We start from the raw sequence: 26,401 nt of genomic DNA on the forward strand, positions 1-26,401 counted from the left end.
TCTTATCATAGTAGCAGATAGGAGACAGGATAATAAATCAGAGTTATTCCCCGTTTCCTATTACCCCTATTTAGAGTAAAGTTTCCCTTTGTTGAATTGCTAATTTATGGGCGGGAAAACCTTCGTACTCGGCTAAAGTTTTCGTGGTTTCTTTTAACTTTTCAAAGCCTTCGGAGGTGACATAAGCCAAAGTGGAGCGCTTGAGAAAATCATAAACTGAAACTGCGGAATAGGAACGGGCAAAACTTCCCGTCGGCAGCACAGCATTGACTCCGATGGCATAGGTAGCCATAGAGGAAGGAGTATGATTGCCTAGGAGAATTTCGCCAGCATTTTTAATCTTGCCCAGAATGGCAAAAGGATTACTAACTAAAAGCTCTAGATGTTCCGGGGCGTACTCATTGACAAAATCGAGGGATTGCTGCAAACTATCGGTTAAAATTATGCCCCCATAGGCGGCTAAACCCGCCTCACAGAATTCCCGTCGCCAATCTGGGAGTTTTTGCAGGTATTCCTGAGCGTATTCACTAGCAGCGATCGCCACCTGTTCACTGTGGGTGACTAATAAAGCCGCCGAATCCGCCCCGTGTTCCGCTTCAATTAATAAATCCAAGGCCGCTAAACGGGCATCGGTGGACTCATCGGCCAAAACTATCGACTCACTTGGACCTGCTGGTAAACCCACATCCACAGTGCCGAACAGTAACCGTTTGGCCGCCGCCCCATAGACGCTGCACGGACCTGTAATTTTGTCAACCCTTTTGATATTTTTTGTTCCTAAAGCTAAAGCAGCGATCGCTTGTACGCCCCCTAACTTATAAATTTCTCTGACTCCAGCCATGCGTGCCGCCACCAGAGACACTGGCTCCACGTTGCCCTGTTTATCGGGGGGAGTGCAAACGACAACTCTTTCCACTCCTGCCACCATTGCTGGTATAGCTAACATTAACATCATCGAGGGAAAAGCACCACGGCCCCGGGGAACGTATAAACCCACATTGGGGATAGGAGAGATTTTTTCGCCAGCAAAGACACCAGCTTCAATTTCTGCCAGTTGTATTTCTTCCGGCATTTGGCGACGATGTACCTCTTGAATATTCCGAAAAGCCTGTTCAATGGCGGTTTTTACTTCTGGTTCAATTAACTGAAAAGCCCGCTCAAATTCTGCCTCGCTGACTTTGATATTTTCTACCGTCGCACCTTCGTAGTCAAAACGCCGCACATAGTCCACAACGCCGGCATCCCCCCGTTCGCGGATGGTTTCTATCACCGTTTGAGCGACTTTTAGGGCGTTATCAATATCTAACTCGGCTCTTTTCTGAAGTTTTGCCCGTTCCGCATCACTTAATTGCGAAAGTTTTAATATTCTGACCACTATTGCTGCTCCTACTGCCCCCGTCCTCTCAAGAATAGCGGGGAATCTGAATCTTTTTTGATTATAATGCAGATCATGTTTAAGCTCTCTTGCTGTTCTGTAAATGCGATCGCTCTTGGTTTGTTATGGGGGGCGATTAGTCCGGTGTGGGCAGAAACGGATTTAGACCTAGATCCGAAAATTCGGCAAGAAAGCCCGGTTTTAGAGCGTTGGTTAGAAAAAATACCCGATATCGCCGAAGATATTCGCCGCGATCCCAGTTTTCGCACTCGTATCCGCTTGGGATATGCAGAGTTTCCTTCTAGCGATAATTCCAGTGGCGTGATTTTGGGGGTAGAAGATGTGTTTTTTGGTCAAACCAGTTTAACCCTAAGCGGCGATTATCAGACGGCTTTTAACGGCAAAAGGACGGCAATAGGAGGAAATTTACAATACTATCTCCTCCCTTTGGGTGATTATGTCAATCTAGCTCCCATGGTGGGCTATCGTTACATTCAAACAGGAAATTACAGCACCGATGGGCTTAACTTAGGATTAAAGCTCAAATTAGCCCTTTCTCGCACGGGAGCCGCAGATATCACCGTCAGTCAGAGTTTTATCTCCCCCGGTGGTGATAACGAGGTGGGATTGACTACTCTTTCGGTTGGTTATGCGATTACTTCTAATTTACGTTTAGCTGCCGATATTCAAGCCCAAAATTCCCGCGCTCGCAAAGATAGCTCCGTGGGAATTTTACTGGAATGGCTGCCCTAATTAGGTTCGTGGGGGCAGCGTGTGGGGTGTAGGGTGTAGGGTTTTACCGATTTTTGGGACGTTTGGCAAAGCTCAGTAAAAAAAAGGAATTGGGAGAAAAAATTTTAATTCTGCGTCAAGGATGTTGCAAGGTGACTGGGCAACATTTGGGAATTCTGCTCAAATGCCCCTATCATGAGGTTGACTTTACTACCGATCGAGTTTAAAACTTATATAATCGTGGGTTTGAGGAGTGAAAAAAGTGAAAAAAGTTAATTTTAACGGCCAACCTTTCCATTTTATCGGTATTGGCGGCATTGGGATGTCAGCCCTCGCTTATATCTTAGCCAAACGCAATTTACCCGTGTCTGGCTCCGATTTACGTCCTACTCATATCACCCAACGGCTACAGGGAGCGGGAGCGCAGATTTTCCACCGTCAAGAGGCAAATAATTTAGCTTTATTTCATTCTCCTGGCCTTCAAAACAGTAGCCAAACAGTTCCGCAAGTAATCTGCTCCACGGCGATTAATGACCATAACAAGGAATATCAAGCGGCCAGAGACTTAGGATACCCAATTTTTCACCGTAGCGATGTTTTAGCGGCTTTAATCGCTGATTACGACAGTATCGCCGTCGCTGGCACCCACGGAAAAACCACCACTAGCAGCTTAATCGGTTACGTTTTGTTAGAAGCGGGATTAGACCCCACGATCATTGTCGGTGGTGAGGTGGACGCGTGGGAAGGTAACGCTCGTCTTGGTCAAGGTCGTTTTTTAGTGGCAGAGGCCGATGAGTCCGATGGTTCCCTAACCAAGCACGCCCCGAAAATCGGCGTAATCACTAATATTGAGCTAGATCACCCCGATCATTACCAGAATTTAAGCGAAGTTATCGATACTTTCCGTGAATTTGCCGATCAGTGCCAGATTTTAGTCGCTTGTTTAGATTGTGACACGATCGCCGAGCATTTCCGTCCGACAATTAGTTATAGTCTCGATCCCGAAAAAGGTGCGGATTACACCGTCAGCGAGATTATCTATGAACAGGGAATGATGAAAGCTTCCGTCTGGGAAAAAGGCAGTTATCTGGGACAAATGGAGGTGAAAATCCCGGGGCAACATAATATTAGTAATGCTTTGGCAGTGGTTGCCATCGGACGTTATCTCGGTTTAGAATTTGCTGTTATTGCCGATGCGATCGCTACTTTTGCCGGAGCAAAACGCCGTTTTGAACACAAGGGAGAAGCAAACGGCATCACCTTTATCGATGATTATGCCCATCATCCTAGCGAATTGTTGGCCACGTTAGCGGCTGCAAAATTGAAGGTAGAAGGCAAACAGTACCAACGTTCGATCGCTATTTTCCAACCCCATCGCTACAGTCGCACCACTGCCTTTTTGGAGGAATTCGGCTCCGCTTTCAGTTCCGCCGATGTGGTAGTCTTAACGGATATTTATAGTGCCGGGGAAGTGAATATCAATCACGTCACTGGGCAGCAAGTGGCTGAACAGGTGAGAAAACACCATAAAAACGCCTACTATCACCCCGAATTGAGTTCTTTAGGTCAATTCCTGCTAGAAATTCTCCAACCAGGGGATCTAGCCCTCTTCCTCGGCGCTGGCAATCTCAATCAAGTTATCCCCGAAATGCTCTCTCATTACCGCGAACAATTAGCAGTTAGAGTATAGGATTCAGTTATCAGTTATCAGTTATCAGTTATCAGTTATTATGTTTACTGATTACTGATTACTGTTCACTGAAAATGCTCCCCAACCCCCTAAAACCCTATGATTAAAACCTCTGTTTCTCTAGCTGATTTCACTTCCTACCAGGTGGGGGGAAGAGCGCAATGGTATGCCGAACCAGTTAATCTAGAGGAATTAAGAGAAGTGTTCGCTTGGTGGCGATCGCAAGATTTACCCTTGACTGTTTTGGGGGCTGGTTCAAATTTACTAATCAGCGATCGAGGTTTACCCGGACTTGTCCTCAATACTCGCCATCTGCGATCGAGTTGTTTTGATGCCGAAACTGCTACGATTACAGCAGCGGCGGGGGAACCCCTGCCAAAAATAGCTTGGAGAGCGGCAAAAAGGGGCTGGAAGGGCTTAGAATGGGCGGTGGGTATCCCCGGTACGGTGGGGGGTGCTGTGGTGATGAATGCGGGCGCACATACCTCCTGTGTGGCGGATCGATTAGTGCGGGCGCTGGTATTAAATCCCGATGGTCAGTTAGAAACTGTAAGCAAAGAAGATTTAAATTATAGTTATCGCAGTTCTTCTCTGCAAGGGGATCAACGTTTAGTTATCGAAGCTACATTTCAGTTAGAAGCTACCGATAATTGCGAGGAAATAATGGCAATTACTACCCATAATTTACGCCATCGCAAAAGTACCCAACCCTATGATCGTCCTAGTTGTGGTAGTGTTTTCCGCAATCCTAAACCGCAATTTGCCGGGGCTTTAATTGAGGAAATGGGATTAAAAGGTTATCAAATTGGTGGGGCGCAAGTATCAGAATTACACGCTAATTTTATCCTGAATATTGGTTCAGCAAAAGCCTCGGATATTCTGCGTTTAATTCGCCATGTGCAGGAACAAGTGTTCGATCGCTGGTCCCTATGGTTAGAACCAGAGGTGAAAGTTTTAGGGGAATTTGACGGGATTTAACTATTTCGTCTTCGCTTGTGAGGTTAACTTAAGCAGTTCATTAAGCTTATTTTTTAAGTTTTGGGATGCCATAAGCGGATTGTAGACTTCTCCTGCGTAGGGTTGCCAAACATAACTAGAACTAAAGGGGCGCAATACTGACAATATTCCTAGCTCTTGTTCGAGTGGTTTTGCTAAAACCAGTCCTGGGATAGATAAGTTAGATGATTCTTCGATAAGCTCGCTGTAAGTTCTAAATTCATCGACTTCAACACCAACCAGTGCATAACGGAATGGGGGAGCAAATCGTAGGGACTGATATAGTAAGATACCTAACTCTGTCATTGAATATGCACTTTCAGGGCTGTCTATTCCCACTTCGCTAAGATTACTTGGTGAAACACGACACCACCAATTTTCTTCTATGTCTTGGAATATATCTGTGTGACACTGGCAATGGCGACCAGTTGACAGCAACCATGATACTCCCTCAAAATGCTGAGCAAATTTATGGGCGTTGCTCTCATCCGAACCACATTCTGCCGATAGACTAAATATCCATGCCATTTTGATAGCCTCCCATTGTGTGTATGCCACTAATCAACCTTTTCCCAATATTTTTGGGTGTTTGCCAATGCTGCCTCGTACTTTTCTAGAGCCATTGTAACTCTTGGCATGATGCTAACGTGAGTCGGGCTATCTTGGACAGCCTGTAAATCCCCTGTGATATGGCTATCGTCAATTTGCCATAAAGGATCTTTGCCAGTTCCACCAAAACTGGCAGGTTTGCGAAATGCTGGTAAACCTTCAATGGATAGGGCAACAGACATTCCCTTTGTGTCCCTAATGGCAACCGTTACAAGATCGCCATGCAACTTACGCTGTGGCTCTGGTAACAAATAGCTTTGTTCATCTAGACAACCTACTGGCATTCGCTGAATGTTTATATCGATATTAGGTCTAACCCCTAATAATCTAGCACTACGACCAATTTTGGGTCTGTCGTTTTGCTCTGCCATGCCACGATAGTAGAGTTTCGCCATCACCCACTACTTGTATTTTACCTTTAGCTTCATTGTACCTGAAGCACCGACAATAAACTCAATTGGGACACCATCAACGTCTGAAGATAGACCAACACCAGCTTTCTGAGACATTGTAATCTCTATTTCATCAACACCATTTTCTTTTCCTGCTCGAATAATGTCGATCGCTACTTTTCTTTGTTCTGCAATCTCTTTTTCGTTAGCACCTGATGTAAGAAGGGAAATACCGTCCAAAACAAGTGCTACTGGAAGCGCCAAAGGCAAAGGCACCATTGCAAGCCAACTATTCAGCGCTTTATGCCGTTTTTCTGGCGTTGTGATGTCAAACTCGTTGGATTCACTCATACTCATTGGCTGGGTTCTATATAGCTATCGATTAACGAAGTGTTGGAATACAAACACAGAATATCACGCCCAAAAGCGTGTTAGCCAGATTAGCCTACTGCTAGTGGAGCGGTAGGAGCCACATTAGGGAACGCACCCTACAGCGATGGCGATCTGCTATGCAGTGACTTCGGCATCGCACTGGGGTGTTGAGTCCGTCGGCTGCAAACCCTGGTTAGACAACTGATAGCCGTTTGACTTTGATATTGCCAATTGTCTGCTCTGCTTGCCATAGATCGTATTGCATTTGCTGATTGAGCCAACTTTCAGGAGATGTATCGAAAGCTTTCCCTAAGCGAATTGCCATTTCGGGGCTAATACCTGCCCTACCATTTAAGATGGCAGATAGGGTTTTTCGACTTACACCCAATGCTTCAGCAGCCTCAGTCACAGTCAGATTCAAAGGTTCGAGACAAAGTTCTTTAAGAACTTCACCAGGATGTGGTGGATTATGCATTTTCATCAGTGGTAGTCCTCAAGATCGACATCACAAGCATCAACACCGTCAAAGGTGAAAGTGATCCGCCAGTTTCCAGATACTCTCACCGTCCAGGTTCCTTTACGTTGCCCTGCCAGTTGATGAAGTACCAACCCGGGTAAGTTCATGTCTTGCGGTGAAGTTGCAGCACTGAGACGAGCCAGAATCAGCCGAATTCGTTGGGCATGATTTGCTTGAATACCTCGGGTGGTTCCCGATTCAAAGAACTGCTCTAGTCCTCGATGCTTGAAACTGACTATCATCCATTAAGTGTAACCCATAACGTTACTGGTTACAACCCAACGATAAAAAAATAACGCCTACTATTTTCAATATATCTCGTGGGTGGTGCGTTACGACTACTGGACTATTGATTATACGGAAACTTTCCGTATATCTCGCCCAAAAGCGTGTTAGCCAGATTAGCCTACTGCTAGTGGAGCGGTAGGAGCCACATTAGGGAACGCACCCTACGCGATCGGCGATCACACTGATTAGCTTTCGTCGGTCGGAGTGCATTGGGGTTGTTATGCTGTGTCACCAACAGATATGATGCGCCAATCACCTTATGGAATAAACAACCGACCAGCCCCCATATAGTCTTGGATATCGATCACAATTTCTACAAGCCTTTCAACGCAGCGTTCTCGATAGTCAGATTCATTGACCCTATCCGGATCGCCAATCGTAATGATCGGAAATGAAGTCGGTTGATTTTCTTCACGCATTACTTGTTCCAACGAGTCTTCACCCTTCGCATTCCGGTTTGCCGTAAGTAAGAGCATCCCGTTGGTTTGGGCAAATCTCCAAACTACTCGATCATTGCTGTCTGCGGGTAAGCTAACGTCTTCAAATGTCCTCAACCGAATTAGAGCGAGATCTAATAACCCGCTAACAACAAGACTTCCAGAGACCAGAATTGCCTGCCGATTCAAGTTGTAATCAGCCAGAACAATCATTGCTTCTTCGCTTCCCGCTTTGCTCTCCGTTCCTGAAGTTTAGCTCTAACCGCTTCATAGCCTGGACGAGGAGGAGTAGCAGCGATCCGAGCAAAACGTTCGCGATTCCTCTCTTCCCAAAATTGTTTAGTTTCTGCGGCAGTCTTTAAAACCTCCTGATACTCTGCTTCCACTTCTGTTCGATGTGTTTCAATGTAGGAAAGGGCGGCATGAATCTGAGCATCTGTAAGATTGAAGGCATCACGAATAAACTTGGGTGGATACTGAGCTTTGAGATAATCGATTACGTCATACAGAGTAATACGAGTATCCGCAATTGTAAGCCCTCGCTCTGTGCGGATTATAGCTGTTTGTCCATTCGATGCCAGTGCCATAGCAGTCTTAGCTTTTAATCATTTAATTCCATAGTAGCGCACAAAAAAAGCAAGGGGAGCCAACGCCCCAGTTCTCGAAACATCAACTGCTAATCATTCAGCCATAATAAACCTCCTTTGCGGTTTTGACGCGGCATAACGTTCTAATTGAGCCGCCGCAGACAATCTGTAATTTTTGCAGGTATTTTTTGTAAAGTCGGCTCCAACGCAGTGTTAGACGACACTTACTTTGCGGATTTCTACGCTGCCTTCTTCAAATACTTGAACTGTGAGTTGATAGCCTTCCATTAATGACATTCCAACTAGAGGTTCGGAATCAGCTTCATCAATTGGTATGGTTAAATAATCTCCGTCCCAAATTACGACGGCTTCATAAACATTAAAAACGCATTCGCTACCATCACCAAGAATAGCGCGTCCTCGTCTTTTCCATTTCAGGTTTAGCTGATCGATTAGGTCTGGTGGCAATGAAAGCCAACCATTAAAACCTGTATCAATGATCGCATCTTGCGCGTAAATATTTCCTTCAGAGTCACATATCGAAAGTGAAATAATCGCCTCAAAATCCGCGTTAACGATTCCTGCGATCATACTAATCTCTTTGTACGTCCACCAAATCGGCGAACATAGCGAGAACCGACTCGAACAATCCAGATTTGAGCATCTGGGTGACGGGCTTCGAGTCTATTGCAAGCAGGTATTTCACGCGCATCAATTTCAAAGTCGCCAGTTTCAAGGTCAATTGCTACAATTTTGCCCTGATTACCCAATTCGACTTGTGGACGTATTTGAGTTTGATAAATCAGATCGCCACGTTGGGCAAATTCTTCTTTGCTATAGCGGGGTTGATGGATTGTCATTGGCTTGACCCTGTGGCAACTTTTGCCCTCTATTTTAACCTAAACATCGGGAATCGGCTCTCTTGGGTTTGGTGGGTAAAATGTATTCTAAGATACATTCCTCAAGAGCGAGGGGGTGGAACGAACCACAAAGACACAAAGGACACAAAGATTTATCGATCATATTGTAAGTTAAACTTATCACACAGAACCTAGAAGAGCCTGGAATCTTCGCTAACATTCCCCAACTGGTCCCACAAGAGCGGCATCGCACTTAAACCCACAGCTTTAATCAATGGGCATGGTGCGTTCCCCAAAATTGATCGCTGGATCAGTGGGACTTGCATTAGGGAACGCACCCTATAAGAGCGGCGATCACACTTGATTGTTATGAAAAGTGCTGTAGTGGCGAATATTGATCGGCAATTTAGCGCCTCCAACTTTAACGGGTGTATCGCTATCAGTTTAACGTTCCGGATGAGCGGCTCGAAGCCACGTTACGCCTATTATAGCGACTCCAAAGTGCTCCAAATCGATCTTCATGGCTAATACCAGCATCAATATAATTAGCTGGAGTAATACCAAACTGCTGGCAAGTGAGAACGTAATTGCTAACTACGTTACGTAACCAACAAGTCGCCAGATTAGGTCCAAAGCCGATAGTGACACTATCATCATCATCATCTGACCAATAGTACATAACCTCTTCTCCGCGAGCAAATCCATGTGTACGCTTTGAATGGGTTGCAACATGAACTAGAGGGCAACGATAAAAACTATACAGAATTGCTCCATACTCATACTCCTCTGCTAGTGCATAAAGATCTGATCGAGAATTCAATTCCGGACATTCTTGAGCTAAGTCATCCCGTGACAAATCAAGATAACTACTTGGCAGTTGATGAGGATTATTGCTAATTCGCCGATTAAGCAGTCTATTAGCTATATCAGTATCTTGCGGACGATGTTTTTTCCAATCTTCAGCAAAACAAATAACGGCTACTTTACTGACGCGAGCATCGCCAACGGCAAACTGCTTGAGAAATCTAGCCAGCCGGATTGATGCTCGGACTTTACCACCTAACTCGCTCTGTAATTTCTTTTTAATATCAGGGAAGTCATGCAACCAAATCTCCGCAAGTGCATCAAGAGAGGCTGTAGCAAGAATACGCGCGTCAACTACATGGCCTGCCAAAGCCATTTTATCAGCAAGTTCTGCACGCTTATAAAAGTAACGCTCAAAAGGATCAGATGATACAGGATTAAAAGTCATCTCTATGGATATGCTCTGATGTAACGGAATATCTGGCTGACGACCAAGGTCACCGGGCGGGCGCGGGTACTGCTAGTGGAGCGGTAGGAGCCACATTAGGGAACGCACCCTACGGCGATGGCAATCACACTAACTATATACTAGACGGATTTTTTCCATACAACACCCCAAATACGGATTTTCTGGCTCTTCGTTACTTGTTATGGTTCGATAGGGTGGCATAAATCGACTAAATCCTTATCTGGCAAGAGATTTAATTGATTAGTTCGCTCTAGATCAAAAACAATTGACAAAAATCGCCAAACGTCTTTCTCTATAAGAGTTCTGTCCCTTATAACCCCCGTACATTGCATAACACAAACCGAAGAACCCATTTCGTCGCCGTGCCTAGAATTTTATTGTCTAGTACAGGCTCGCTATTATAGTACGATCGATTTAACTTGACTAGGAATGGATAAAGGCAAATAATCAATTAATCGATCGAGATCAAGACTCAATGTCTGATAACTTGTTATTGGTGGGGTAGGGAATCACCTAAGTCACCCTGTTGAATTATTGATTGTCACTAAAAATGTTTAAGCGATCGCTTTTCTTGCCCCTGTTAATTTTATCCCTTAGTTGTACGCTGCTTTTTAGTGCTTGTCGTCAACAAACAGCTAATAATCCCCCAGCAACGGAAAATAATAATCCAGAAACTTTAAAACTTTTATATTGGCAAGCACCGACGATTTTAAATCCCCATCTCTCCACGGGATTTAAAGACTCAGAAGCGAGTCGCATTACCTTAGAACCTTTGGCTAGTTTCGATGAAAAAGGGGAATTAGTTCCTTTTTTAGCGGCAGAAATTCCTACTCTTGAAAATGGGGGAGTTGCCCGGGATGGTAAATCGGTGACATGGAAGCTAAAAAAAGATATTAAATGGTCAGATGGTACTCCTTTTACTGCCAAAGATGTCATCGCTACCTATAATTTTATTACCAATCCGAAAACTGGTTCTACTAGCGCTGGCAATTATGAAATAGTTAAAACTGTGGAAGCGATCGATCCCCATACAGTTAAAATAACTTTTAAGCAAGTTAATCCCGCGTGGTCATTAGTTTTTGTGGGGACAGAAGGGATGATTTTACCCGCTCATCTCTATGAAAAGTATAGCAATGAAACGGCACGCCAGGCCCCTGCTAATTTATTACCGGTGGGAACTGGTCCCTATAAAGTGGTAGAATTTAAACCGGGAGATACGGCGGTTTATGAACCAAATTCTTTCTTTCGAGAAGCGGATAAATTAGGTTTTCAAAGAATAGAATTAAAAGGAGGAGGTGATGCAACTTCGGCGGCACGAGCGGTTTTACAGACACAGGAAGCAGATTATGCCTATAATTTGCAAGTAGAGGCCAAGGTTTTAAGTGATTTAGAAAAAGCGGGTCGGGGTCAGTTAATATCTAGTTTCGGTTCTTTGATTGAACGAGTTTTATTTAATCTGAGTGATCCTAATCAAGCTACTCCTGAAGGTGAGAGGTCTAGTATTAAGTTTCCCCATCCTTTTTTAAGTGATGTGAAAGTAAGAGAAGCTTTGTCGTTAGCCGTTGATAGAGATACTATTGCCACGCAACTTTATGGTATTACTGGGAAAACAACTCCTAATTTTATTGTGATGCCATCGGAATATAATTCGCCCAATACTAGCTATGAATTTAATCTAGAAAAGGCTAAGAAATTACTAGATGATGCGGGATGGAAAGATAGTAATGGTGATGGCACTAGGGATAAAAATGGGGTAGAAATGAAATTAGTTTTTCAAACCACTGTCAATCCTCTCCGTCAGAAAACCCAAGAAATTATCAAACAAAGTTTACAAGCGATCGGGGTAGGAGTAGAATTAAAAACTGTTGATGCCAGTATTTTCTTTTCTAGCGATCCTGCTAACGATGACACGGTAGAAAAGTTTTATGCTGACCTACAAATGTACACTACAGGTAATAATAGTCCCGATCCAAAAGCCTATTTTAAAACCTTTACCTGTAGCGAAATTCCCCAAAAAGCTGATGGTTGGGCTGGGGATAATTATGCTCGTTATTGTAATCCTGAATACGATAAATTATGGCAAGCTTTTAGTCAAGAATTAAACCCAGAAAAACGGCGAGAAATAGCGATTAAAATGAATGATATGTTAATTAATGATTTTGTGATTATTCCCCTAGTTCATCGTGCCGATGTGGTGGCAATTAGCAATAGTTTGTCGGGGTTTAAATTAACTCCCTGGGATAGAAATACTTGGAACATCAAGGACTGGAAGCGTAGTAAATAAATGCTCAAATATTTTCTGAGAAGATTATTATTTTCGATTCCCACTCTTTTAGCTATTAGTATGGTGGTTTTTGGCATTTTGGCCCTAGCACCGGGGGATCCGATGGGAGAATTTGCAGCTAATCCCGCTATTACGGAAGCGGTGCGAGAAAATATTCGCAAAAGTCTCGGATTAGATCAACCGCTTCCCGTGCGTTACGTCAAGTGGTTGTTAGCATTTCTTCAAGGAGATATGGGCTATTCTTTCACCAGTCGCAGCCCAGTTTTTACCCTCATTTGGCAGCGTTTACCCACAACTCTCTGGATTGTCGGTATTGCCTATATTTTCGGGGTTTTAATTGCTTTTCCTTTGGGCATAATTTCAGCAGTCAAGCGCTATTCTTGGTTAGACAAAATCATCTCTACTTTTTCGCTACTTGGCTTTTCTTTACCCACTTTTGTAACGGGATTATTATTAATTATTATCTTTAGTGTGCAGTTAAACTGGCTACCATCTTTTTATAACAGTACCCTAGAAATCAGTGATTTTAATAGTTTGATCGAGCAGGTTAAACAGTCAATTATGCCCGTAACTGTATTAAGCTTATATCAAGGGGCGATGTTGATGCGTTTTGTGCGTTCTTCCGTAACTGAAGAAATTCACCAAGAGTACGTTAAAACTGCCTTAGCCAAGGGATTAACTAATTTTTCTGTTCTAACTAAGCATATAGTTCGCAATGCTTTAATCCCCGTTGTCACCCTGATTGCTCTCGATATTCCCTCAATTTTTACCGGTGCTTTAGTCACAGAACAAGTGTTTCGTGTGCCGGGTATCGGTGCTTTATTAATTGATTCTATTTCCCGCAGTGATACCCCCGTAGTGATGGCGATTACCTTTATCTATGGGATTTTAATTGTTATCTTTAACTTAATTGCCGATTTAACCTATAGTTGGCTCGATCCGCGAGTCAGATATTAACTATGAACATCATGCGATCCTTACACACGGCGATTTTAGTCACCGATCTAGAAAAAGCTGTTAACTTTTACGAAAATGTTCTAGGATTAACTAGAATTGATCGCCCTTTTCAATACGATGGGGTTTGGTATCAAGTGGGAGATTATCAAATTCATTTAATTGTCGATACCAATTATCAAAACTACCGTCCCAATCCCCAAAAATGGGGACGCAATCCTCATATTGCCTTCGCTATTGATGACGTGACAGCCATGGGTAACTATCTAGAAAGTCAAGGTTATACAATTCAAATGAGTGCCTCGGGTAGAAAGGCATTATTTGTCAGCGATCCCGATGGTAATATCCTAGAAATGAGCCAAATTTAGCCTTAATTAGCTAGACACAATTAATTACACATATCTAACTACCCCTTGCCTCTTGCCTTTTGCCTTTTGCCTATCCTAACCAAGAAGTTAATTTTGTTCTATTGCTTAAAAATTCTCGAATATGTTAGACCAATTACAGACTCAACTCTATCACCTTGAACAATACGCCGATCGCTTAGTGACTTCCCAACTAACTCACCTTAGTTTTGTCAGTATTGCCGTGATTTTTCTAGCCGGTTTACTCACCAGTCTTACCCCCTGTATGCTGTCGATGTTGCCGATTACCGTCGCTTATATCGGGGGTTACGAAAATAAAGGTCGTTTAGCGGCTTTTTGGCAGTCCACATGGTTTTCTCTGGGATTAGCCACCACCTTAGCGGGATTGGGACTAATTGCCGCTACTTTAGGAAAAGTCTATGGACAGGTGGGGATCGGTTTACCAATTATCGTCAGTGCGATCGCTATTTTGATGGGGTTAAACCTCTTGGAATTATTACCCCTGCGCTTCCCCTCCCTTGGCGCTACCGATTGGATTACCGGCGATTTTCCTCCGATTTTGCGGTCCTATCTTCTCGGTTTAACATTTGGTTTAATCGCCTCTCCATGTAGTACACCTGTTCTAGCAACTCTATTGGCATGGGTGGCAAATACGGGGGATTTAAGCTTAGGAGGGGGATTATTGTTATCCTACACTGCCGGCTATGTTTTACCCCTAATTATCGTCGGTTCTTTTACTGCCTCGCTGAAAAGCTTTCTTTCTCTGCGTCAATGGTCCGGGTGGATTAATCCTGTCAGTGGGGTTTTATTAATCGGTTTTGGAGTTTTTTCTTTATTATCCCGTCTGCTGTGATGGTGGAGAGTTATGATAGATAATTGGCTAGAATTGTAAAACTTTTAACTATGACTATATCGGAAACTTCCTCAAATTTAAAGAATAGACTGCCTCAATGGGGACGTAAATTTATCCAGACTATTGCCGATCTGCGATTAGCAATTATCCTCTTACTTTTAATCGCTATTTTTAGCATTTCTGGGACGGTAATCGAACAGGGTCAATCTCTATCTTTCTACCAAGTTAATTATCCTGAAAAACCCGCTTTATTTGGCTTTCTGACTTGGAAAGTTTTATTACTATTGGGATTAAATCATGTTTATAGCACTTGGTGGTATCTATCATTATTAATTCTCTTCGGTTCCAGTTTAACCGCTTGTACCTTCCGACGACAATTACCCGCTTTAAAAGCGGCCAGAAAATGGCAATTTTATCAACAATCTCGCCAATTTCAAAAACTGGCTTTAAGTGCCGAATTAGAAACTGGTTCCCTAGAATCCCTCACCCCCCTATTAGAAAAAAAAGGCTACAAAGTTTTTCTAGAAAATAACAGTCTTTATGCTCGTAAAGGTCTGATTGGTAAAATCGGTCCGATTATCGTTCATGCAGCCATGTTAATTATTTTAGCAGGAGCGATCTGGGGAGCGTTAACGGGGTTTTTCGCTCAAGAAATGGTAGCTAGTGGCGATAGTTTTCAGGTTAAAAATATTATTGAAGCTGGACCCTTATCTAAAAATTCTCTCCCTAAAGATTGGGGTATTAAAGTTAATCGTTTTTGGATTGATTATAGTCCTAAAGGTGATATAGAACAATTTTATTCTGATTTGTCGGTGATCGATAATCAAGGACAGCAGATCGATCGCAAAACTATTCAAGTTAACCAACCTTTGCACCATAAAGGGGTGACTTTTTATCAAACCAGTTGGGGAATTGCTGGGGTAAAAGTACAGGTGAATAATAGTCCGATCCTACAGCTACCGATGGCTAGTTTAGACACCAAAGGTAATGGACAAATCTGGGGAACGTGGATTCCGACTAAAACCGATCTTAGTGAGGGAGTTTCTCTTTTAACCAGAGATTTACAAGGTACGGTAATCGTCTATGATGCTAAGGGAGATTTAACTTCTGCTGTACGAGAAGGAATGACGATTCCTATCAATGGAGTTAATCTAAAAATAGTCGAATTAGTGGGCAGTACAGGGTTACAAATTAAGGCAGATCCGGGAGTACCTATCGTCTATTTAGGTTTTGCTTTATTGATGATGGGAGTGGTAATGAGTTACTTTTCCCATTCGCAAATTTGGGCTTTACAATCGGGCGATCGCTTTTATATTGGTGGTAAAACTAATCGCGCTCAAGTCAGTTTTGAACGGGAAATAATTGATACTATCGAAATGTTAAAGTTAAAGTAGAATTGATGTTAATTTGGTGTCGTTTCCCGATCAGTAGGTAGGTGTTAAAAATTTTCTGATCCCCCCACCTATCGGCACCCCCCTTATCAAGGGGGGCAGGGGGGATCAGAGGCAAAATCTATCTTATATTTAATTAGAATCACTTACTTAAAAAGTTCTGTTTATCTATCTTTTGCCTTTTGCCTACCCTAACCAAGAACTTAATTTTGTTCAATCACTTATATGCCAGAATTGCCAGAAGTAGAAACGGTGCGTCGCGGGTTAAATCAAGTTACCCAGGGCAAAAAAATTATCGGTGGGGAAGTATTATTACAGCGTACCCTAGCCTATCCTAATTGTGAGGCAACTTTTCTGCAAGGAATTGCTCAGACTACGATTACCAATTGGCAGCGCCGAGGCAAATATCTCCTCGCCAATTTAGATAATGGTAGCAGTATCGGGGTTCATCTGCGTATGACCGGACAATTGCTCTGGGTAAAAGATACCACTCCCCTGCCGATTCATACGCGCTTACGCTTCTTTTTTGCCAATCAGCAAGAATTGCGCTTCGTCGATACCCGCACTTTCGGGAAAATTTGGTGGATTGCCGCCGATAAAACCCCAGAAAGCGTGATTACTGCTCTCAAAAAACTGGGATTGGAACCCTTTGATCGCAATTTTACCCCCGATTACCTCTATAGTCACTGTCAAAAAAGTCGTCGTCCGATTAAAACTTTTCTCCTCGATCAAAATGTGGTGGCAGGAATTGGTAATATCTACGCGGATGAAGTTCTTTTTAAAAGTGGTATCCATCCCCAAACTGCCGCTAATCTCTTAAAAATTGAGCAAATAGACTTATTGACAAAAAACATTATTTCTGTACTGGAAACAGCGATCGCTGAAGGCGGCACCAGTTTTAGCGATTTTCTCCACGTTACGGGAGTTAATGGCAATTATGGGGCGATGGCCTGGGTTTATGGACGTACTGGCGAAAATTGTCGCCTTTGCGGTGCAACTATTGCCAGAATTAAATTAAGTGGACGCTCCTCTCATTTTTGTCCCCAATGTCAAGTCTCAACAGTAATCAGTAAACAGTTGTAAGCTGATAGCTAGATGGTCAGGTCACGGAAATCGATGCAAAGTTCACTGAAAAGGATTATCATCGGTGCGAGTTTTTTTCTCGCTACGGTAGTCGGAGCAACTATCGGTTATATGGCCTACGGTTGGAGTTTTCTAGATGCCGTTTATATGGTGATTATCACCATATTTGGGGTAGGTTTCGGGGAAGTTAAACCGATTAACACTCCCAGTCTGAGAGCTTTTACCATGTTAGTTATCATCTGTGGGACTACCTCGGCCGTTTATGTGGTGGGAGGGTTTTTTCAGATGCTCACCGAGGGAGAAATTAACAAAGCCTTTAGCGATCGCCGGATGAATAAAGAGATGGAATCCCTAGAAAATCACGTCATAATCTGTGGTTTTGGGCGCATAGGACGCATCCTAACGACTAAATTGGCAAAAACAGCCCAATCCTTTATTATCGTCGATAATAACCCCGATCGCATTAGATTAGCTCAGGAAAAAGGTTACATAACTCTTAATGGTAACGCCACCGATGAAAGTATTCTCCAAAAAGCCGGCATCGACAAAGCGCGAGTTTTAGCGACTGTGTTACCCGATGATGCCTTAAATGTCTTTATCACTTTAACCGCAAGAGAACTCAGTCCGCAACTATACATCATCGCTAGAGGAGAATATCCCAGCACTGAGAAAAAATTAAAATTAGCTGGAGCCGATCAAGTGGTTTTACCTGCTACCATTGGAGCAGAGAGAATGGCCCATTTAATCACCCATCCAGCCGCGATTGATTTTTTACAGGAAGATGAAGGTAGGCGCAATCTTAACGAATTATTAGCCGATATCGACCTACAATTTGAAGAATACTCGATTTTAAGCAATTCTCCTTTTTTGGGACAACCCATCAGTCAGATGGAAGTGCGGGGACAGGGTGCTTTTATTATCGTCGCTATCCGTCAATTTGATGGTGGTGTCATCGCCCATCCCGACAATTCCACCATTCTACAGCAAGGCGATACGGTCATTTTATTAGGTCATCGGGGCGATGTTCCTAATTTTGCCCGTCGTTATGCTCTGCGTCGAGAAATGCGCTATCGTGGGTCTTCTTGGTAGGATATTTACCTACAAAAAAGTTTAGCTCTCTAATTCTTTGTGTGATAAGTTTAACTTATATAAGAGCGATCAATCTTTGTGTCCTCTGTGTCTCTGTGGTTCCTTCCGCTTGCTCGCCAGCAGGACTGTATCTTAGAATACATTTTACCCACCGAACCCAAGAGAGCCAAAAGTTGAGCTTTTCTGGAATTAATTTCGCTACCGATGGAGATAAAACTAACTCACTAATTATCTCCAGGGACAGCTATGAAATTAACCTATCGCGGCATTCCTTACGAGAAAAACCCCACTGCCACCGTTGTTTCCAGTCCGATGATTTTAGGCTATCGTGGTGTTCCCTATTTAAAAAACCTTGGTGTCGTTCAAACCATTCAGAAACAGGTAGCCGTTACCTATCGCGGTCAAGCCTATCATATCACTCAATCTTTAGCTTCTTTGCCCATGGAAAGACCCTCTTTAAGTTTTTAACTTCTAGTTCTTTTTTCAATCAATCTCTTTTAAAGATTGTCAATTAATGATTTTATCAATTACCTTAAACGGGTTGTATCTCCCCTCTTGCTCCCTCGCTCCAAGGCGGATTTTTTACTCGTTTTTGCCAACAAGAAATAAGTACCTAAGCAAAATTAATTACACATATTTTTCCCTTCCGCAGTTCCGCAGTTCCAGCGTTCCCCCGAAAGGGGGTGTGAATTTAATTTTGTCGAACTGCTGATAGTTATCAGTTTTTTGTAGAATAGGGAGATTGAGAAAACGAATACCTGCCCCTATGACAAGATTCCCTTTGACTGGTCGCTATTCTGGTTTATGCGTCTTGCTCACTTTATTCTGGTTAAGCGGTCAATCTTTACCGGTGCGAGCAGAAAAAATCTATAATCCAGTCCCCCTCATCCTCAACAAAGAAATTAACGATACTCTCACCGACAAGGATATTCCCACGGGTGAAGGGGGGTTTGCTAGGGATTATACCGTAGATTTGGAAAAGGACGATCAGGTGGCCATCGATCTCAAATCGGAAAACTTTGATGGAGTTTTAATTCTCCTGGCCGACGATGGTTCCACTGTAGCGGAAAATGATGATGGTCCCGATGGTGGCACTAATGCTCTCCTCTTTGCACGGATTACCGAGTCGGGTAAATATATTATTCGGGTGAGAGCTTTCGGAGAAACCGGTGGGGGAAAATTTACCCTGAAATTAACCCGTTTACGGGCCGTGGAGGGCAAAAATTAGCTAATTATTGTCAAAAAAACCAAGAATAGAGCCTCTGTCCACTCTACCACCGCACCGTAGGTATCGCCAGTGTGACCGCGAAGACGACGATATAACCAGTAACCAGTAAGCAGAGCGAGGGCGATTCCAGCACTAATGGCGATTATTCCCCACCTTAGACCACCAAATAGGGCGATTAACCCCAAAATTACTCCCCCACAGTCCCAAGGCAGACAAAAAACCACTTTATGAAAGGCTCCCTTACCGGTGGGTTTGAGGTAGGGATAAAGAGCGATCGCCATTACTTGCCCCCAACGTCCCCAAATTGGTGCTAAAATTAGAGCTAAGGCTCGATTATCGCTTAAATCCGTCAAAGCGGCGATTTTTAGCAGCAAAACCATAGTCACGGCCATGACTCCAAAGGCCCCGGTAACACTATCGGCCATGACCGCTAAACGACGCTGCGGGTCAGTGACAGCTAAACCATCGGCCGTGTCACTAACTCCATCAAGGTGTAGTCCTCCGGTTAGATAAACCCAAACCCCCACAAGGACAACCGCACGAGTCAGGGGTGGCATTCCCAGACCAGCTAGAGTTATATCGAGCAAAACCAGAATTAAGCCCAAAAATAAGCCCACTAAGGGAATCCATCGGGCAATTCTGCCAAAATCCGGCCAGGCAATCGGAACCGGAATAATCGTGTAAAAAGCGATCGCACCTAAAAATGAGCGAATTTCTTGACAAATGAAGTTAAATATGGTAATCAATCTCCCCAATTCGATTCTGGTGTGGCAGTGTTTCTCATAAAGATGAAGTATAACTTAATTTTGTATCGGCCAGCCTGTGGGATTTTCAAAACATCTGAGAACACCTATAATAATTCGGTATAATACGGTTACTTGTAATTTTATAGGAAGAGTTCTTGCGATTGCTCTATAGGAGAGGAATATACGGAAAGATTTCTTAAAAAAATGTGTATTTAGCGTGATATGTGGAAAGTTTCCGTATAATCCATAGTTAGGCCAAACAGTGAAGTCCGTCAAGGTTGCCTGTTTCAATTAGAGATTAGGTGATCGCAAAATGGTTCGCTTCCTTGTTCAGTCCACAGGGGTTATTCGCGATCATGGAAATTAAGAATAGTTAAGTGATCGGGCATAACACACCATTGGAGCGGACAATATTAATGGGTTTTTGTTGGGGGGGAAATACGATCATTTACCGCTCAATTAAACCTTTGGGTAAACACGAGGTATTCGTTTTTTAGGTAAGTTTCAGCAATTTTAAAGATCACAGAAGGAGTTAAATATGTCAGCAGAGAATATTCCTATTCAAATACAAGATAGAGATAATGTACTTGTGGCTGATGAAGGCATAGAATGGCGTTATGGAAAACGCCCTGATTATTCAGGAACGAATAAAACATTAAGGGCGCAAAGCGAAAAACACCATCCAACTGGCTCATTAGAAGCTATTGCACAAAATTTAGTAAGAACATTTGAAATGGAAGCCACTTATAAGCTAAATCCAAATCAATGGACATCGGTGGATATACATCAATTTAGAATGCGTACTAACCACGGTCCGGAATATACTGTACAAGACATTATAGAACGCGGAACTTATAATTTATTTTTAGGCGAAACACCGGTTTATAGTTCAAAAGCAGAAGATTTTGAATCAGGTGCAGCAAGTTTTATGAATGCTTTTAAAACTGGCTTTGTTTGGGAAGTTATTGAAGCTTATAGCGGTCCGCCAAGAGTTATTTTTAAATGGAGGCATTGGGGAACACATCAAGGAGAATTTAAAGGTCACGCGCCTACCAACAAACTAATTGAGGTATATGGCATTACAATTGCTGATGTAAATGCAGATTTAAAACTGACTTATGTCGAACATTTTTTTGATAATAGCCAATTTTTAGAAAAATTGGTTTCTGGCGGAAAGTGTCCAATGCACGGTTAGGAGAGGATAACTAAGTGCGGTGGCGAAGGCACTGCGTAGCAGTACGCTATCTCCCTAGTGTCCGTTCCCTAAAGTGGCTCCCACTGCTCCAGCGATCGATTTTTGGGGAACGCACCATGCAGATTGATTGCAGCTGTGGGTTTAAGTGTGATGGCGCACCTAAAAATGAGCAAATTTCTTGACAAATGAAGTTAAATATCGTGGTCAATCCCCCCAAAATTAGATTCCAGTATGGCATCGTTTCTCATAAAGATGAAGTATAACTTAATTTTGTATCAGCCACCCTGTGGGATTTTCAAAACATCTGAGAACGCCTATAATAATTCGACATAACACGGTTACTTGTAATTTTATTAGGGAAAACTTCTTGCGATCGCTCTAAGAGTAATATACGGAAAGTTTCCTGAAAAAATGCGTATTTGGCGTGAGATACGGAAAGTTTCCGTATAATCCATAGTTAGCGGGCAAAATCACTATAAAAGAAGATACTCAGCATGATTGATAATAATTGGATCGAAGACCTTCTAAATAAATCAAAATCAAACACCGAAAAAGAAGAAAAAGAGCATAATAATCCGCTTGAGTCTAAGCTGATCACAAATCTTATTGACGAATGTTATAAAATACACAAAGGAGATACTCTTATCCCGCTTGGTAAACTTCTGGCAAGTACCTTTGACCTTCTTATTTCTGCCAATTATTATTCTTATGTTGGGCATAAAGGTTGGTATTATTGCCCTACTCCAACACCGAGCCTTTATTATCATTTTACAAACTGTTGCCCAAGACATGCGCTGGGTAACATTTTCTACTTTCATCCAGCCAGTAAACCAGAAAGCGGCATCATTGGGAAATCTACTTCTAGGCTACTCAGAGCATTTTTGAATGTATTGCTCAAAAAAAGAGGCAGATCTGAAAGAATTTTGAAAGGTGCTGAACCCGTTGATGTTGTTATCGTTAATGAAGAGAAAAATTGTCTCCTATTTGGAGAGATTAAGGCATCTCCCCTGTTGACTTTGCCATTGCAAATGGCATGCGACAAATTGACAGATGATGGCGGAAAAGAAATTACTGAACATGATGGTAATCTTACAATCAATACAATATTTAACCAGCAAATCAATCTATTTGTTCCCAAGCTCGTTGAAGGTAGTTGGTGTGAATCCCAATATCCTTTTGGTAATAGAGAAGATCTATCTGATAAATATTGGGGCTATCCTTCGGTTATTGAATTGCTTGCAAAAGATGCTAGTTTTTTGAAGAACTATTATAGTTTCTGGAATGAAGCATTGAATAAATATCATCCAAAACTTACAAATTCAATCTACTGGCTCACAAATGCTTGCGGTTCGCCAAGTCCAAGGACTGACTGGTGGCCAAAATCTAAGGGTGGGGATGGTGCTGGGTTCGAGAGTGTATCTGACAGCAAAACTTCAGTGGGCGTTGATAGAACCGATGACATAAAAAAGGGAATTTACCAAGTCTTAAAACTCGGGAGCGAAGGAAAGCCTGTTGCATCGAAATGGAAATTTAAGGTTGGGATAATATCAAACATTCACGCAGCCAGACATTTTGAAGAATATCTGGAATCTTTGAAAAATCTAATTTGGACACATGAGACCACAGGCAAAGCCCATAAAGCTGGTGACCTAAATCCAGAACATCCATTGTATAACCTGTTTGATGGAATTATTGCATTAACCGAAAGCCATTTCAGGGATGAATGGCTCAAAGAAGTTTTTGGACTGGAAAACAACTAATGACGAATCAATTTTATTATTTGAAGCTGCGGGCAAACATCATGCTTGATGGCGATATTGATTTGGCCGAACGCGAGGTAAGGTCATTCTTTAAAAACACTGAGCGCGTTAGCAACCCAGCAGAAGTTGAAACCAAAACAGGGTTATCTAACTCCCTTGCAGGTCTCCATACTAGAAATAATGGTTGTATAGGGTTTTTGGCTTGTGACACTACTTTGTCAAATGATGAATTGGTTCGATTACTGAACTTTATTCAAGAAATATGGTTAGAAAAACCATGTAATACAAAAGTTAAACCTTTAAGCAATAGTGAACGATGGTCATATAAAGTCAAGAGCGGCGGCAAGGATTTTATTTGTTTGTTGCCGTTTATGGCTTGCGGTGAACTGCTTGGCCAAAACAAAATCCCCGAACCAAAGGTAACTGATATCCAGAGTCTAACTGCTTATCTTGCTGGTAGCCAAGATATCAAGCATAAAACAATTAAGGCACCTACAACGGGAGGGACTTCAACTCAACATCTTCATTCACTCCACAAATACAAAGCAAAATTCTTCCCGCGCCTTATTCGCTCTTTTCTCGTTGAATGCCTGCCAAAGCTGCCCACAGATAAAAACAACAAAGTATTACTATTAGATCCATTTGTTGGTAGTGGAACAGCATTAGTTGAGGCTGCACTACTTGGCATTGATTATGCTGGCGTTGATATTGATAAGCTGTCTTGCGCAATATCTGAAGCAAAACTTAACGCTCTTGTGATTGCACCTGAAAGAGTAGATACTTCCATAAATGAATTAATACAAAATGCTACTCAAGGAGCTAGTTACGAAGCAGGTTATAAGTTTCCACGAAAGATTATTCAAAAATTTGAGAGATGGGGTGCGCTTGATGAACAAATTGAATATGAGCGGATTATAACCAAATGGAAAAATGCAATAAGCGGTATTAAAGACAACGAAACAAGGCAACTATTGTGGATATGTCTTAGTGACGCTCTAACGAGAAAATTTGTTATTCGTATGATGGGTACTGGTGTGGGAAGATTTGCCCTTGAAATAGCGAAAACATCGCTTGACACTTTAATTATATCTAATTTGAAATTACTTACAAGAAGTTGCCATGCTGCACAAAGCTTGATAGAGGCATATCAAATATCACTCGGTAAAGGGACGGTTCGCCAAGGGACAGCAGTTAGCCTCCCTTTTGCTGACAATAGCTTTAGTGTCATTATTACATCCCCACCTTATTTGCCAGCGTCTTCTGGCCGGGAGGATTACCTAGTGGGTAAAGCTGTTTCTTGCTTGGCTTTAAACTTGATGTCCGATGATGAAATTGAAGCAGCAGAAACGAGTTCTGTTGGATCAATGAAATGGTCAATTGAAAATGGCGACAGTTTACCTAGTGCCGTTTATGAATTACACGATTGGCTTTTAAGCGACCCTCTTAGAGAGATTAAAGCAAAGCCAGTCCTTGCCTACTACATGGCATTAAAAAAAGCATTAAAAGAGAGCTTTAGAGTTTTAATGAACAACGGGTTGGCTTTTTTCGTTATTGGTAAAGAAAGTATATTCTATAAATTTAGTAGCAGAGAAGTTCTATATAAAGTTGATTGTGACAAAATATTTGCTGATCTTGCTCTGTTATCAGGGTTTAAAATTGAAGATAAAATTGATGTAGAGCTTGATAAAAAAAATATGAATGCAAGGCCAAGGTCTCTGGATTCCTTTTACGAAACAGTTTTTATCTTAAAAAAGATATCAGACCGCTAACAACCGCATCAACTCGGACTGGCAATGGAGGGCAGCGGAATGGCCAGCAGCCGATCTGGTAGCCGTAGTGGATTGTTTCAGCTAATTTGGTATATTAGAAAAATGCTATAAATTCTATAATCTAAGACTTCAAGCCGAAATCTATTGCCCTATTTTAGCTGAAACAGTCCAGTAGGGTGCGTTCCTTAATGCAACTTCTACCCCTCCACTGATCGATTTTGGGGAACGCACCATGCAGATTGATTGCAGCTGTGGGTTTAAGTGCGATGCCGCACCTAAAAATGAGCGAATTTCTTGACAAATGAACTTAAATATGGTAATCAATCCCCCCAATTCGCTCCCAATATGGCATCGTTTCTCATAAAGATGAAGTATAACTTAATTTTGTATCAGCCACCCTGTGGGATTTTCAAAACATAAGAAAGCCTATAATAATTCGGCATAACACGGCTACTTGTAATTTTATTAGGGAAAACTTCTTGCGATCGCTCTATTGGGACTTAGGCGTTTTCGGTCAGCAAAAAAGGCTCAAACCATTACGGGACAAAGGGTTAACCTCGATTGATGATTTTCCTTGATCTATCTGGGTTTCAGCGATTTTGGGCTTCTCGAAGTAAATCCCAAGCGGGGATTGGAGTTGAGGCTTTTATCGATTTGTTTTTTGTCTAAGTCCCACTATAGGAGAGTAATATATGGAAAGATTTTTTAAAAAATGTGTATTTGGCGTGATATGTGGAAAGTTTACATATAACATATAGTTATGCAGTTTTATTTTGTTAGATTCCTTAACTAGAAAGACTTTTAGTCTTAAGATAATATTATGTCGAGGTTTATTTAATATGAAGACAGAAGTTGTTGTTGCGTTGATTGCTGGAACACTAGCACTTGCAGGCTCAATACTGACCTTTTACTTAACTAAAATCAGAGAAGACAATACTAAGAGACTTGAACATACAATGGAGCATTATAGAAGCCAGATTGAAGAATTCTATGGAACACTCTTCAATCTCGTGTATCAAATTGATAAGTTATATTATGTCAAAGAAGATATTGTTAATCCTGCCTCTGGGGTTCATGATCCACTAAGTGAAGAGCAAAAGAAGGAAATTGAGTCCTTTTTTAAGAATGAATATTTCTTTGATCTTCATAAAGAAATACTCAGAATTTTGCGAACCAAGCTTTATCTAGTTGAAGGGGCGGAAATACCTGCTAGTTTTTACGAATATCTTTATCATGCCACTCAAGAACAAGCTCAATTTAGATTGTGGAAGGAAAACAATATAGATACCAAGCATATTGTTGGAAAACCTTTTCCTGACCAGTTCATTAAAGACATTAAATTTGGTCTGCAAGGTGCGCTGCAAAGATATAATCAAACTAGGCAGATTTATAAGAGAAATATATTTGGTATTTGATTAGACCTCTTGCATAATTTTTTTATGGTATAATACAGGCTTTTGCTTTTTTCTCAATTCTTAGATTGAAGTGGAAAAAAGAATAAAATGTGATCTTAGGTCAGGAAATCATCTATAATTTTGCTATGTTTATTAGCAAAG

28 protein-coding genes are annotated in these 26,401 nt (G+C 42.1%); 16 read left to right on the top strand and 12 right to left on the bottom strand.

What is annotated here, in order from left to right; genetic code table 11:
• Nucleotides 1-70: 70 nt before the first annotated feature.
• Nucleotides 71-1,375, bottom strand: coding sequence for a histidinol dehydrogenase (hisD, locus tag PN470_RS06205; RefSeq protein WP_272104074.1), 1,305 nt, complete (start codon nt 1,373-1,375; stop codon nt 71-73).
• A 66-nt stretch (nt 1,376-1,441) separates the two neighbouring features.
• On the opposite strand from hisD, the gene PN470_RS06210 reads away from it, so the two are divergent.
• The 3 genes from PN470_RS06210 (at nt 1,442) to murB (ending at nt 4,775) form a co-directional block, all read left to right on the top strand.
• Complete coding sequence (locus tag PN470_RS06210) at nt 1,442-2,128, top strand: hypothetical protein (protein WP_272104076.1); 687 nt, start codon at nt 1,442-1,444, stop codon at nt 2,126-2,128.
• Nucleotides 2,129-2,369: 241 nt separating this feature from the next.
• Nucleotides 2,370-3,797 (top strand): UDP-N-acetylmuramate--L-alanine ligase, encoded by a 1,428-nt coding sequence (gene murC, locus PN470_RS06215; RefSeq protein ID WP_004158996.1) that lies wholly within the window; start codon nt 2,370-2,372, stop codon nt 3,795-3,797.
• 99 nt (nt 3,798-3,896) lie between these two features.
• Complete coding sequence (murB, locus tag PN470_RS06220; protein WP_272104078.1) at nt 3,897-4,775, top strand: UDP-N-acetylmuramate dehydrogenase; 879 nt, start codon at nt 3,897-3,899, stop codon at nt 4,773-4,775.
• Here murB and PN470_RS06225 read toward each other — a convergent pair whose 3' ends face one another.
• The 10 genes from PN470_RS06225 to PN470_RS06270 form a co-directional block, all read right to left on the bottom strand.
• Nucleotides 4,776-5,321 (bottom strand): hypothetical protein, encoded by a 546-nt coding sequence (locus PN470_RS06225; RefSeq protein ID WP_271938966.1) that lies wholly within the window; start codon nt 5,319-5,321, stop codon nt 4,776-4,778.
• A gap of 29 nt (nt 5,322-5,350) precedes the next feature.
• Nucleotides 5,351-5,797: a hypothetical protein gene (locus tag PN470_RS06230; protein WP_002803254.1), complete on the bottom strand. Its 447-nt coding sequence runs from the start codon at nt 5,795-5,797 to the stop codon at nt 5,351-5,353.
• Nucleotides 5,798-5,803: 6 nt separating this feature from the next.
• Nucleotides 5,804-6,145, bottom strand: a complete 342-nt coding sequence (locus tag PN470_RS06235) for a hypothetical protein (protein ID WP_238142418.1) — start codon at nt 6,143-6,145, stop codon at nt 5,804-5,806.
• 214 nt (nt 6,146-6,359) lie between these two features.
• The gene (locus PN470_RS06240) at nt 6,360-6,647 is read right to left on the bottom strand and encodes a HigA family addiction module antitoxin (RefSeq protein WP_002767514.1); all 288 of its coding nucleotides are present in this window, start codon (nt 6,645-6,647) and stop codon (nt 6,360-6,362) included.
• Nucleotides 6,647-6,925: a type II toxin-antitoxin system RelE/ParE family toxin gene (locus tag PN470_RS06245; RefSeq protein WP_002791849.1), complete on the bottom strand. Its 279-nt coding sequence runs from the start codon at nt 6,923-6,925 to the stop codon at nt 6,647-6,649. The genes PN470_RS06240 and PN470_RS06245 overlap by 1 nt, the downstream gene beginning before the upstream one ends.
• 303 nt (nt 6,926-7,228) lie before the next feature.
• Entirely contained in the window at nt 7,229-7,621 is a 393-nt protein-coding gene (locus PN470_RS06250) for an ACP S-malonyltransferase (protein WP_103112769.1), read from the bottom strand.
• Complete coding sequence (locus PN470_RS06255; protein WP_002778608.1) at nt 7,618-7,995, bottom strand: DUF433 domain-containing protein; 378 nt, start codon at nt 7,993-7,995, stop codon at nt 7,618-7,620. The genes PN470_RS06250 and PN470_RS06255 overlap by 4 nt, the downstream gene beginning before the upstream one ends.
• Nucleotides 7,996-8,208: 213 nt before the next feature.
• Nucleotides 8,209-8,586: a hypothetical protein gene (locus tag PN470_RS06260; protein ID WP_002736741.1), complete on the bottom strand. Its 378-nt coding sequence runs from the start codon at nt 8,584-8,586 to the stop codon at nt 8,209-8,211.
• On the bottom strand, nt 8,583-8,855 hold the full coding sequence (locus tag PN470_RS06265; RefSeq protein ID WP_002736754.1) for a hypothetical protein: 273 nt from the start codon (nt 8,853-8,855) through the stop codon (nt 8,583-8,585). Before PN470_RS06265 ends, PN470_RS06260 begins: the two co-directional genes overlap by 4 nt.
• Nucleotides 8,856-9,294: 439 nt before the next feature.
• Nucleotides 9,295-10,107 carry a hypothetical protein gene (locus PN470_RS06270; RefSeq protein WP_103112770.1) on the bottom strand — a complete coding sequence of 271 codons (813 nt, stop codon included), beginning with the start codon at nt 10,105-10,107 and terminating at the stop codon, nt 9,295-9,297.
• Nucleotides 10,108-10,678: 571 nt separating this feature from the next.
• Between PN470_RS06270 and PN470_RS06275 the strand changes: the two genes are divergently transcribed.
• From PN470_RS06275 to PN470_RS06315, 9 genes are all read left to right on the top strand, one after another.
• On the top strand, nt 10,679-12,412 hold the full coding sequence (locus PN470_RS06275) for a peptide ABC transporter substrate-binding protein (RefSeq protein WP_272104083.1): 1,734 nt from the start codon (nt 10,679-10,681) through the stop codon (nt 12,410-12,412).
• Entirely contained in the window at nt 12,413-13,369 is a 957-nt protein-coding gene (locus PN470_RS06280) for an ABC transporter permease (RefSeq protein ID WP_190537465.1), read from the top strand.
• Between the two features lie 2 nt (nt 13,370-13,371).
• Nucleotides 13,372-13,734: a VOC family protein gene (locus PN470_RS06285; RefSeq protein WP_002780396.1), complete on the top strand. Its 363-nt coding sequence runs from the start codon at nt 13,372-13,374 to the stop codon at nt 13,732-13,734.
• Between the two features lie 121 nt (nt 13,735-13,855).
• Entirely contained in the window at nt 13,856-14,584 is a 729-nt protein-coding gene (locus PN470_RS06290) for a cytochrome c biogenesis protein CcdA (protein ID WP_002757062.1), read from the top strand.
• A gap of 50 nt (nt 14,585-14,634) precedes the next feature.
• A complete protein-coding gene (locus PN470_RS06295) occupies nt 14,635-15,978 on the top strand; it encodes a cytochrome c biogenesis protein (RefSeq protein WP_103112774.1) in 1,344 nt (447 codons plus the stop codon).
• A 222-nt stretch (nt 15,979-16,200) separates the two neighbouring features.
• The gene (locus PN470_RS06300) at nt 16,201-17,058 is read left to right on the top strand and encodes a DNA-formamidopyrimidine glycosylase (protein WP_193977581.1); all 858 of its coding nucleotides are present in this window, start codon (nt 16,201-16,203) and stop codon (nt 17,056-17,058) included.
• Nucleotides 17,059-17,091: 33 nt separating this feature from the next.
• Entirely contained in the window at nt 17,092-18,147 is a 1,056-nt protein-coding gene (locus PN470_RS06305; RefSeq protein WP_004158963.1) for a potassium channel family protein, read from the top strand.
• Nucleotides 18,148-18,393: 246 nt separating this feature from the next.
• A complete protein-coding gene (locus PN470_RS06310) occupies nt 18,394-18,615 on the top strand; it encodes a DUF4278 domain-containing protein (RefSeq protein ID WP_069474939.1) in 222 nt (73 codons plus the stop codon).
• Nucleotides 18,616-18,913: 298 nt separating this feature from the next.
• Nucleotides 18,914-19,375: a PPC domain-containing protein gene (locus tag PN470_RS06315; RefSeq protein WP_002778638.1), complete on the top strand. Its 462-nt coding sequence runs from the start codon at nt 18,914-18,916 to the stop codon at nt 19,373-19,375.
• On the opposite strand, the gene cobS is transcribed toward PN470_RS06315, so the two are convergent.
• On the bottom strand, nt 19,372-20,130 hold the full coding sequence (gene cobS / locus PN470_RS06320) for an adenosylcobinamide-GDP ribazoletransferase (protein WP_272104088.1): 759 nt from the start codon (nt 20,128-20,130) through the stop codon (nt 19,372-19,374). The genes PN470_RS06315 and cobS overlap by 4 nt on opposite strands.
• A 529-nt stretch (nt 20,131-20,659) precedes the next feature.
• Here cobS and PN470_RS06325 point away from each other — a divergent pair.
• The 4 genes from PN470_RS06325 (at nt 20,660) to PN470_RS06340 (ending at nt 26,260) form a co-directional block, all read left to right on the top strand.
• Entirely contained in the window at nt 20,660-21,316 is a 657-nt protein-coding gene (locus PN470_RS06325; protein WP_002742903.1) for a hypothetical protein, read from the top strand.
• Between the two features lie 494 nt (nt 21,317-21,810).
• A complete protein-coding gene (locus tag PN470_RS06330; RefSeq protein WP_271938939.1) occupies nt 21,811-23,076 on the top strand; it encodes a hypothetical protein in 1,266 nt (421 codons plus the stop codon).
• Complete coding sequence (locus tag PN470_RS06335; RefSeq protein WP_238142419.1) at nt 23,076-24,845, top strand: site-specific DNA-methyltransferase; 1,770 nt, start codon at nt 23,076-23,078, stop codon at nt 24,843-24,845. The genes PN470_RS06330 and PN470_RS06335 overlap by 1 nt, the downstream gene beginning before the upstream one ends.
• Before the next feature lie 839 nt (nt 24,846-25,684).
• Nucleotides 25,685-26,260 carry a hypothetical protein gene (locus tag PN470_RS06340; RefSeq protein ID WP_271938936.1) on the top strand — a complete coding sequence of 192 codons (576 nt, stop codon included), beginning with the start codon at nt 25,685-25,687 and terminating at the stop codon, nt 26,258-26,260.
• Nucleotides 26,261-26,401 lie beyond the last annotated feature (141 nt).

Origin of the sequence: Microcystis sp. CS-574 (assembly GCF_028329095.1) — a bacterium.
Lineage (GTDB): Bacteria > Cyanobacteriota > Cyanobacteriia > Cyanobacteriales > Microcystaceae > Microcystis > Microcystis ichthyoblabe_A.

Coding starts and splice junctions, on each gene's coding strand:
- PN470_RS06210 (WP_272104076.1), top strand. CDS start 1,442: ATGCAGATCATGTTTAAGCTCTCTTGCTGTTCTGTAAATGCGATCGCT.
- murB (WP_272104078.1), top strand. CDS start 3,897: ATGATTAAAACCTCTGTTTCTCTAGCTGATTTCACTTCCTACCAGGTG.
- PN470_RS06225 (WP_271938966.1), bottom strand. CDS start 5,321: ATGGCATGGATATTTAGTCTATCGGCAGAATGTGGTTCGGATGAGAGC.
- PN470_RS06230 (WP_002803254.1), bottom strand. CDS start 5,797: ATGGCGAAACTCTACTATCGTGGCATGGCAGAGCAAAACGACAGACCC.
- PN470_RS06235 (WP_238142418.1), bottom strand. CDS start 6,145: ATGAGTGAATCCAACGAGTTTGACATCACAACGCCAGAAAAACGGCAT.
- PN470_RS06240 (WP_002767514.1), bottom strand. CDS start 6,647: ATGAAAATGCATAATCCACCACATCCTGGTGAAGTTCTTAAAGAACTT.
- PN470_RS06245 (WP_002791849.1), bottom strand. CDS start 6,925: ATGATAGTCAGTTTCAAGCATCGAGGACTAGAGCAGTTCTTTGAATCG.
- PN470_RS06250 (WP_103112769.1), bottom strand. CDS start 7,621: ATGATTGTTCTGGCTGATTACAACTTGAATCGGCAGGCAATTCTGGTC.
- PN470_RS06255 (WP_002778608.1), bottom strand. CDS start 7,995: ATGGCACTGGCATCGAATGGACAAACAGCTATAATCCGCACAGAGCGA.
- PN470_RS06260 (WP_002736741.1), bottom strand. CDS start 8,586: ATGATCGCAGGAATCGTTAACGCGGATTTTGAGGCGATTATTTCACTT.
- PN470_RS06265 (WP_002736754.1), bottom strand. CDS start 8,855: ATGACAATCCATCAACCCCGCTATAGCAAAGAAGAATTTGCCCAACGT.
- PN470_RS06270 (WP_103112770.1), bottom strand. CDS start 10,107: ATGACTTTTAATCCTGTATCATCTGATCCTTTTGAGCGTTACTTTTAT.
- PN470_RS06275 (WP_272104083.1), top strand. CDS start 10,679: ATGTTTAAGCGATCGCTTTTCTTGCCCCTGTTAATTTTATCCCTTAGT.
- PN470_RS06280 (WP_190537465.1), top strand. CDS start 12,413: ATGCTCAAATATTTTCTGAGAAGATTATTATTTTCGATTCCCACTCTT.
- PN470_RS06285 (WP_002780396.1), top strand. CDS start 13,372: ATGAACATCATGCGATCCTTACACACGGCGATTTTAGTCACCGATCTA.
- PN470_RS06290 (WP_002757062.1), top strand. CDS start 13,856: ATGTTAGACCAATTACAGACTCAACTCTATCACCTTGAACAATACGCC.
- PN470_RS06295 (WP_103112774.1), top strand. CDS start 14,635: ATGACTATATCGGAAACTTCCTCAAATTTAAAGAATAGACTGCCTCAA.
- PN470_RS06300 (WP_193977581.1), top strand. CDS start 16,201: ATGCCAGAATTGCCAGAAGTAGAAACGGTGCGTCGCGGGTTAAATCAA.
- PN470_RS06305 (WP_004158963.1), top strand. CDS start 17,092: ATGCAAAGTTCACTGAAAAGGATTATCATCGGTGCGAGTTTTTTTCTC.
- PN470_RS06310 (WP_069474939.1), top strand. CDS start 18,394: ATGAAATTAACCTATCGCGGCATTCCTTACGAGAAAAACCCCACTGCC.
- PN470_RS06315 (WP_002778638.1), top strand. CDS start 18,914: ATGACAAGATTCCCTTTGACTGGTCGCTATTCTGGTTTATGCGTCTTG.
- PN470_RS06325 (WP_002742903.1), top strand. CDS start 20,660: ATGTCAGCAGAGAATATTCCTATTCAAATACAAGATAGAGATAATGTA.
- PN470_RS06330 (WP_271938939.1), top strand. CDS start 21,811: ATGATTGATAATAATTGGATCGAAGACCTTCTAAATAAATCAAAATCA.
- PN470_RS06335 (WP_238142419.1), top strand. CDS start 23,076: ATGACGAATCAATTTTATTATTTGAAGCTGCGGGCAAACATCATGCTT.
- PN470_RS06340 (WP_271938936.1), top strand. CDS start 25,685: ATGAAGACAGAAGTTGTTGTTGCGTTGATTGCTGGAACACTAGCACTT.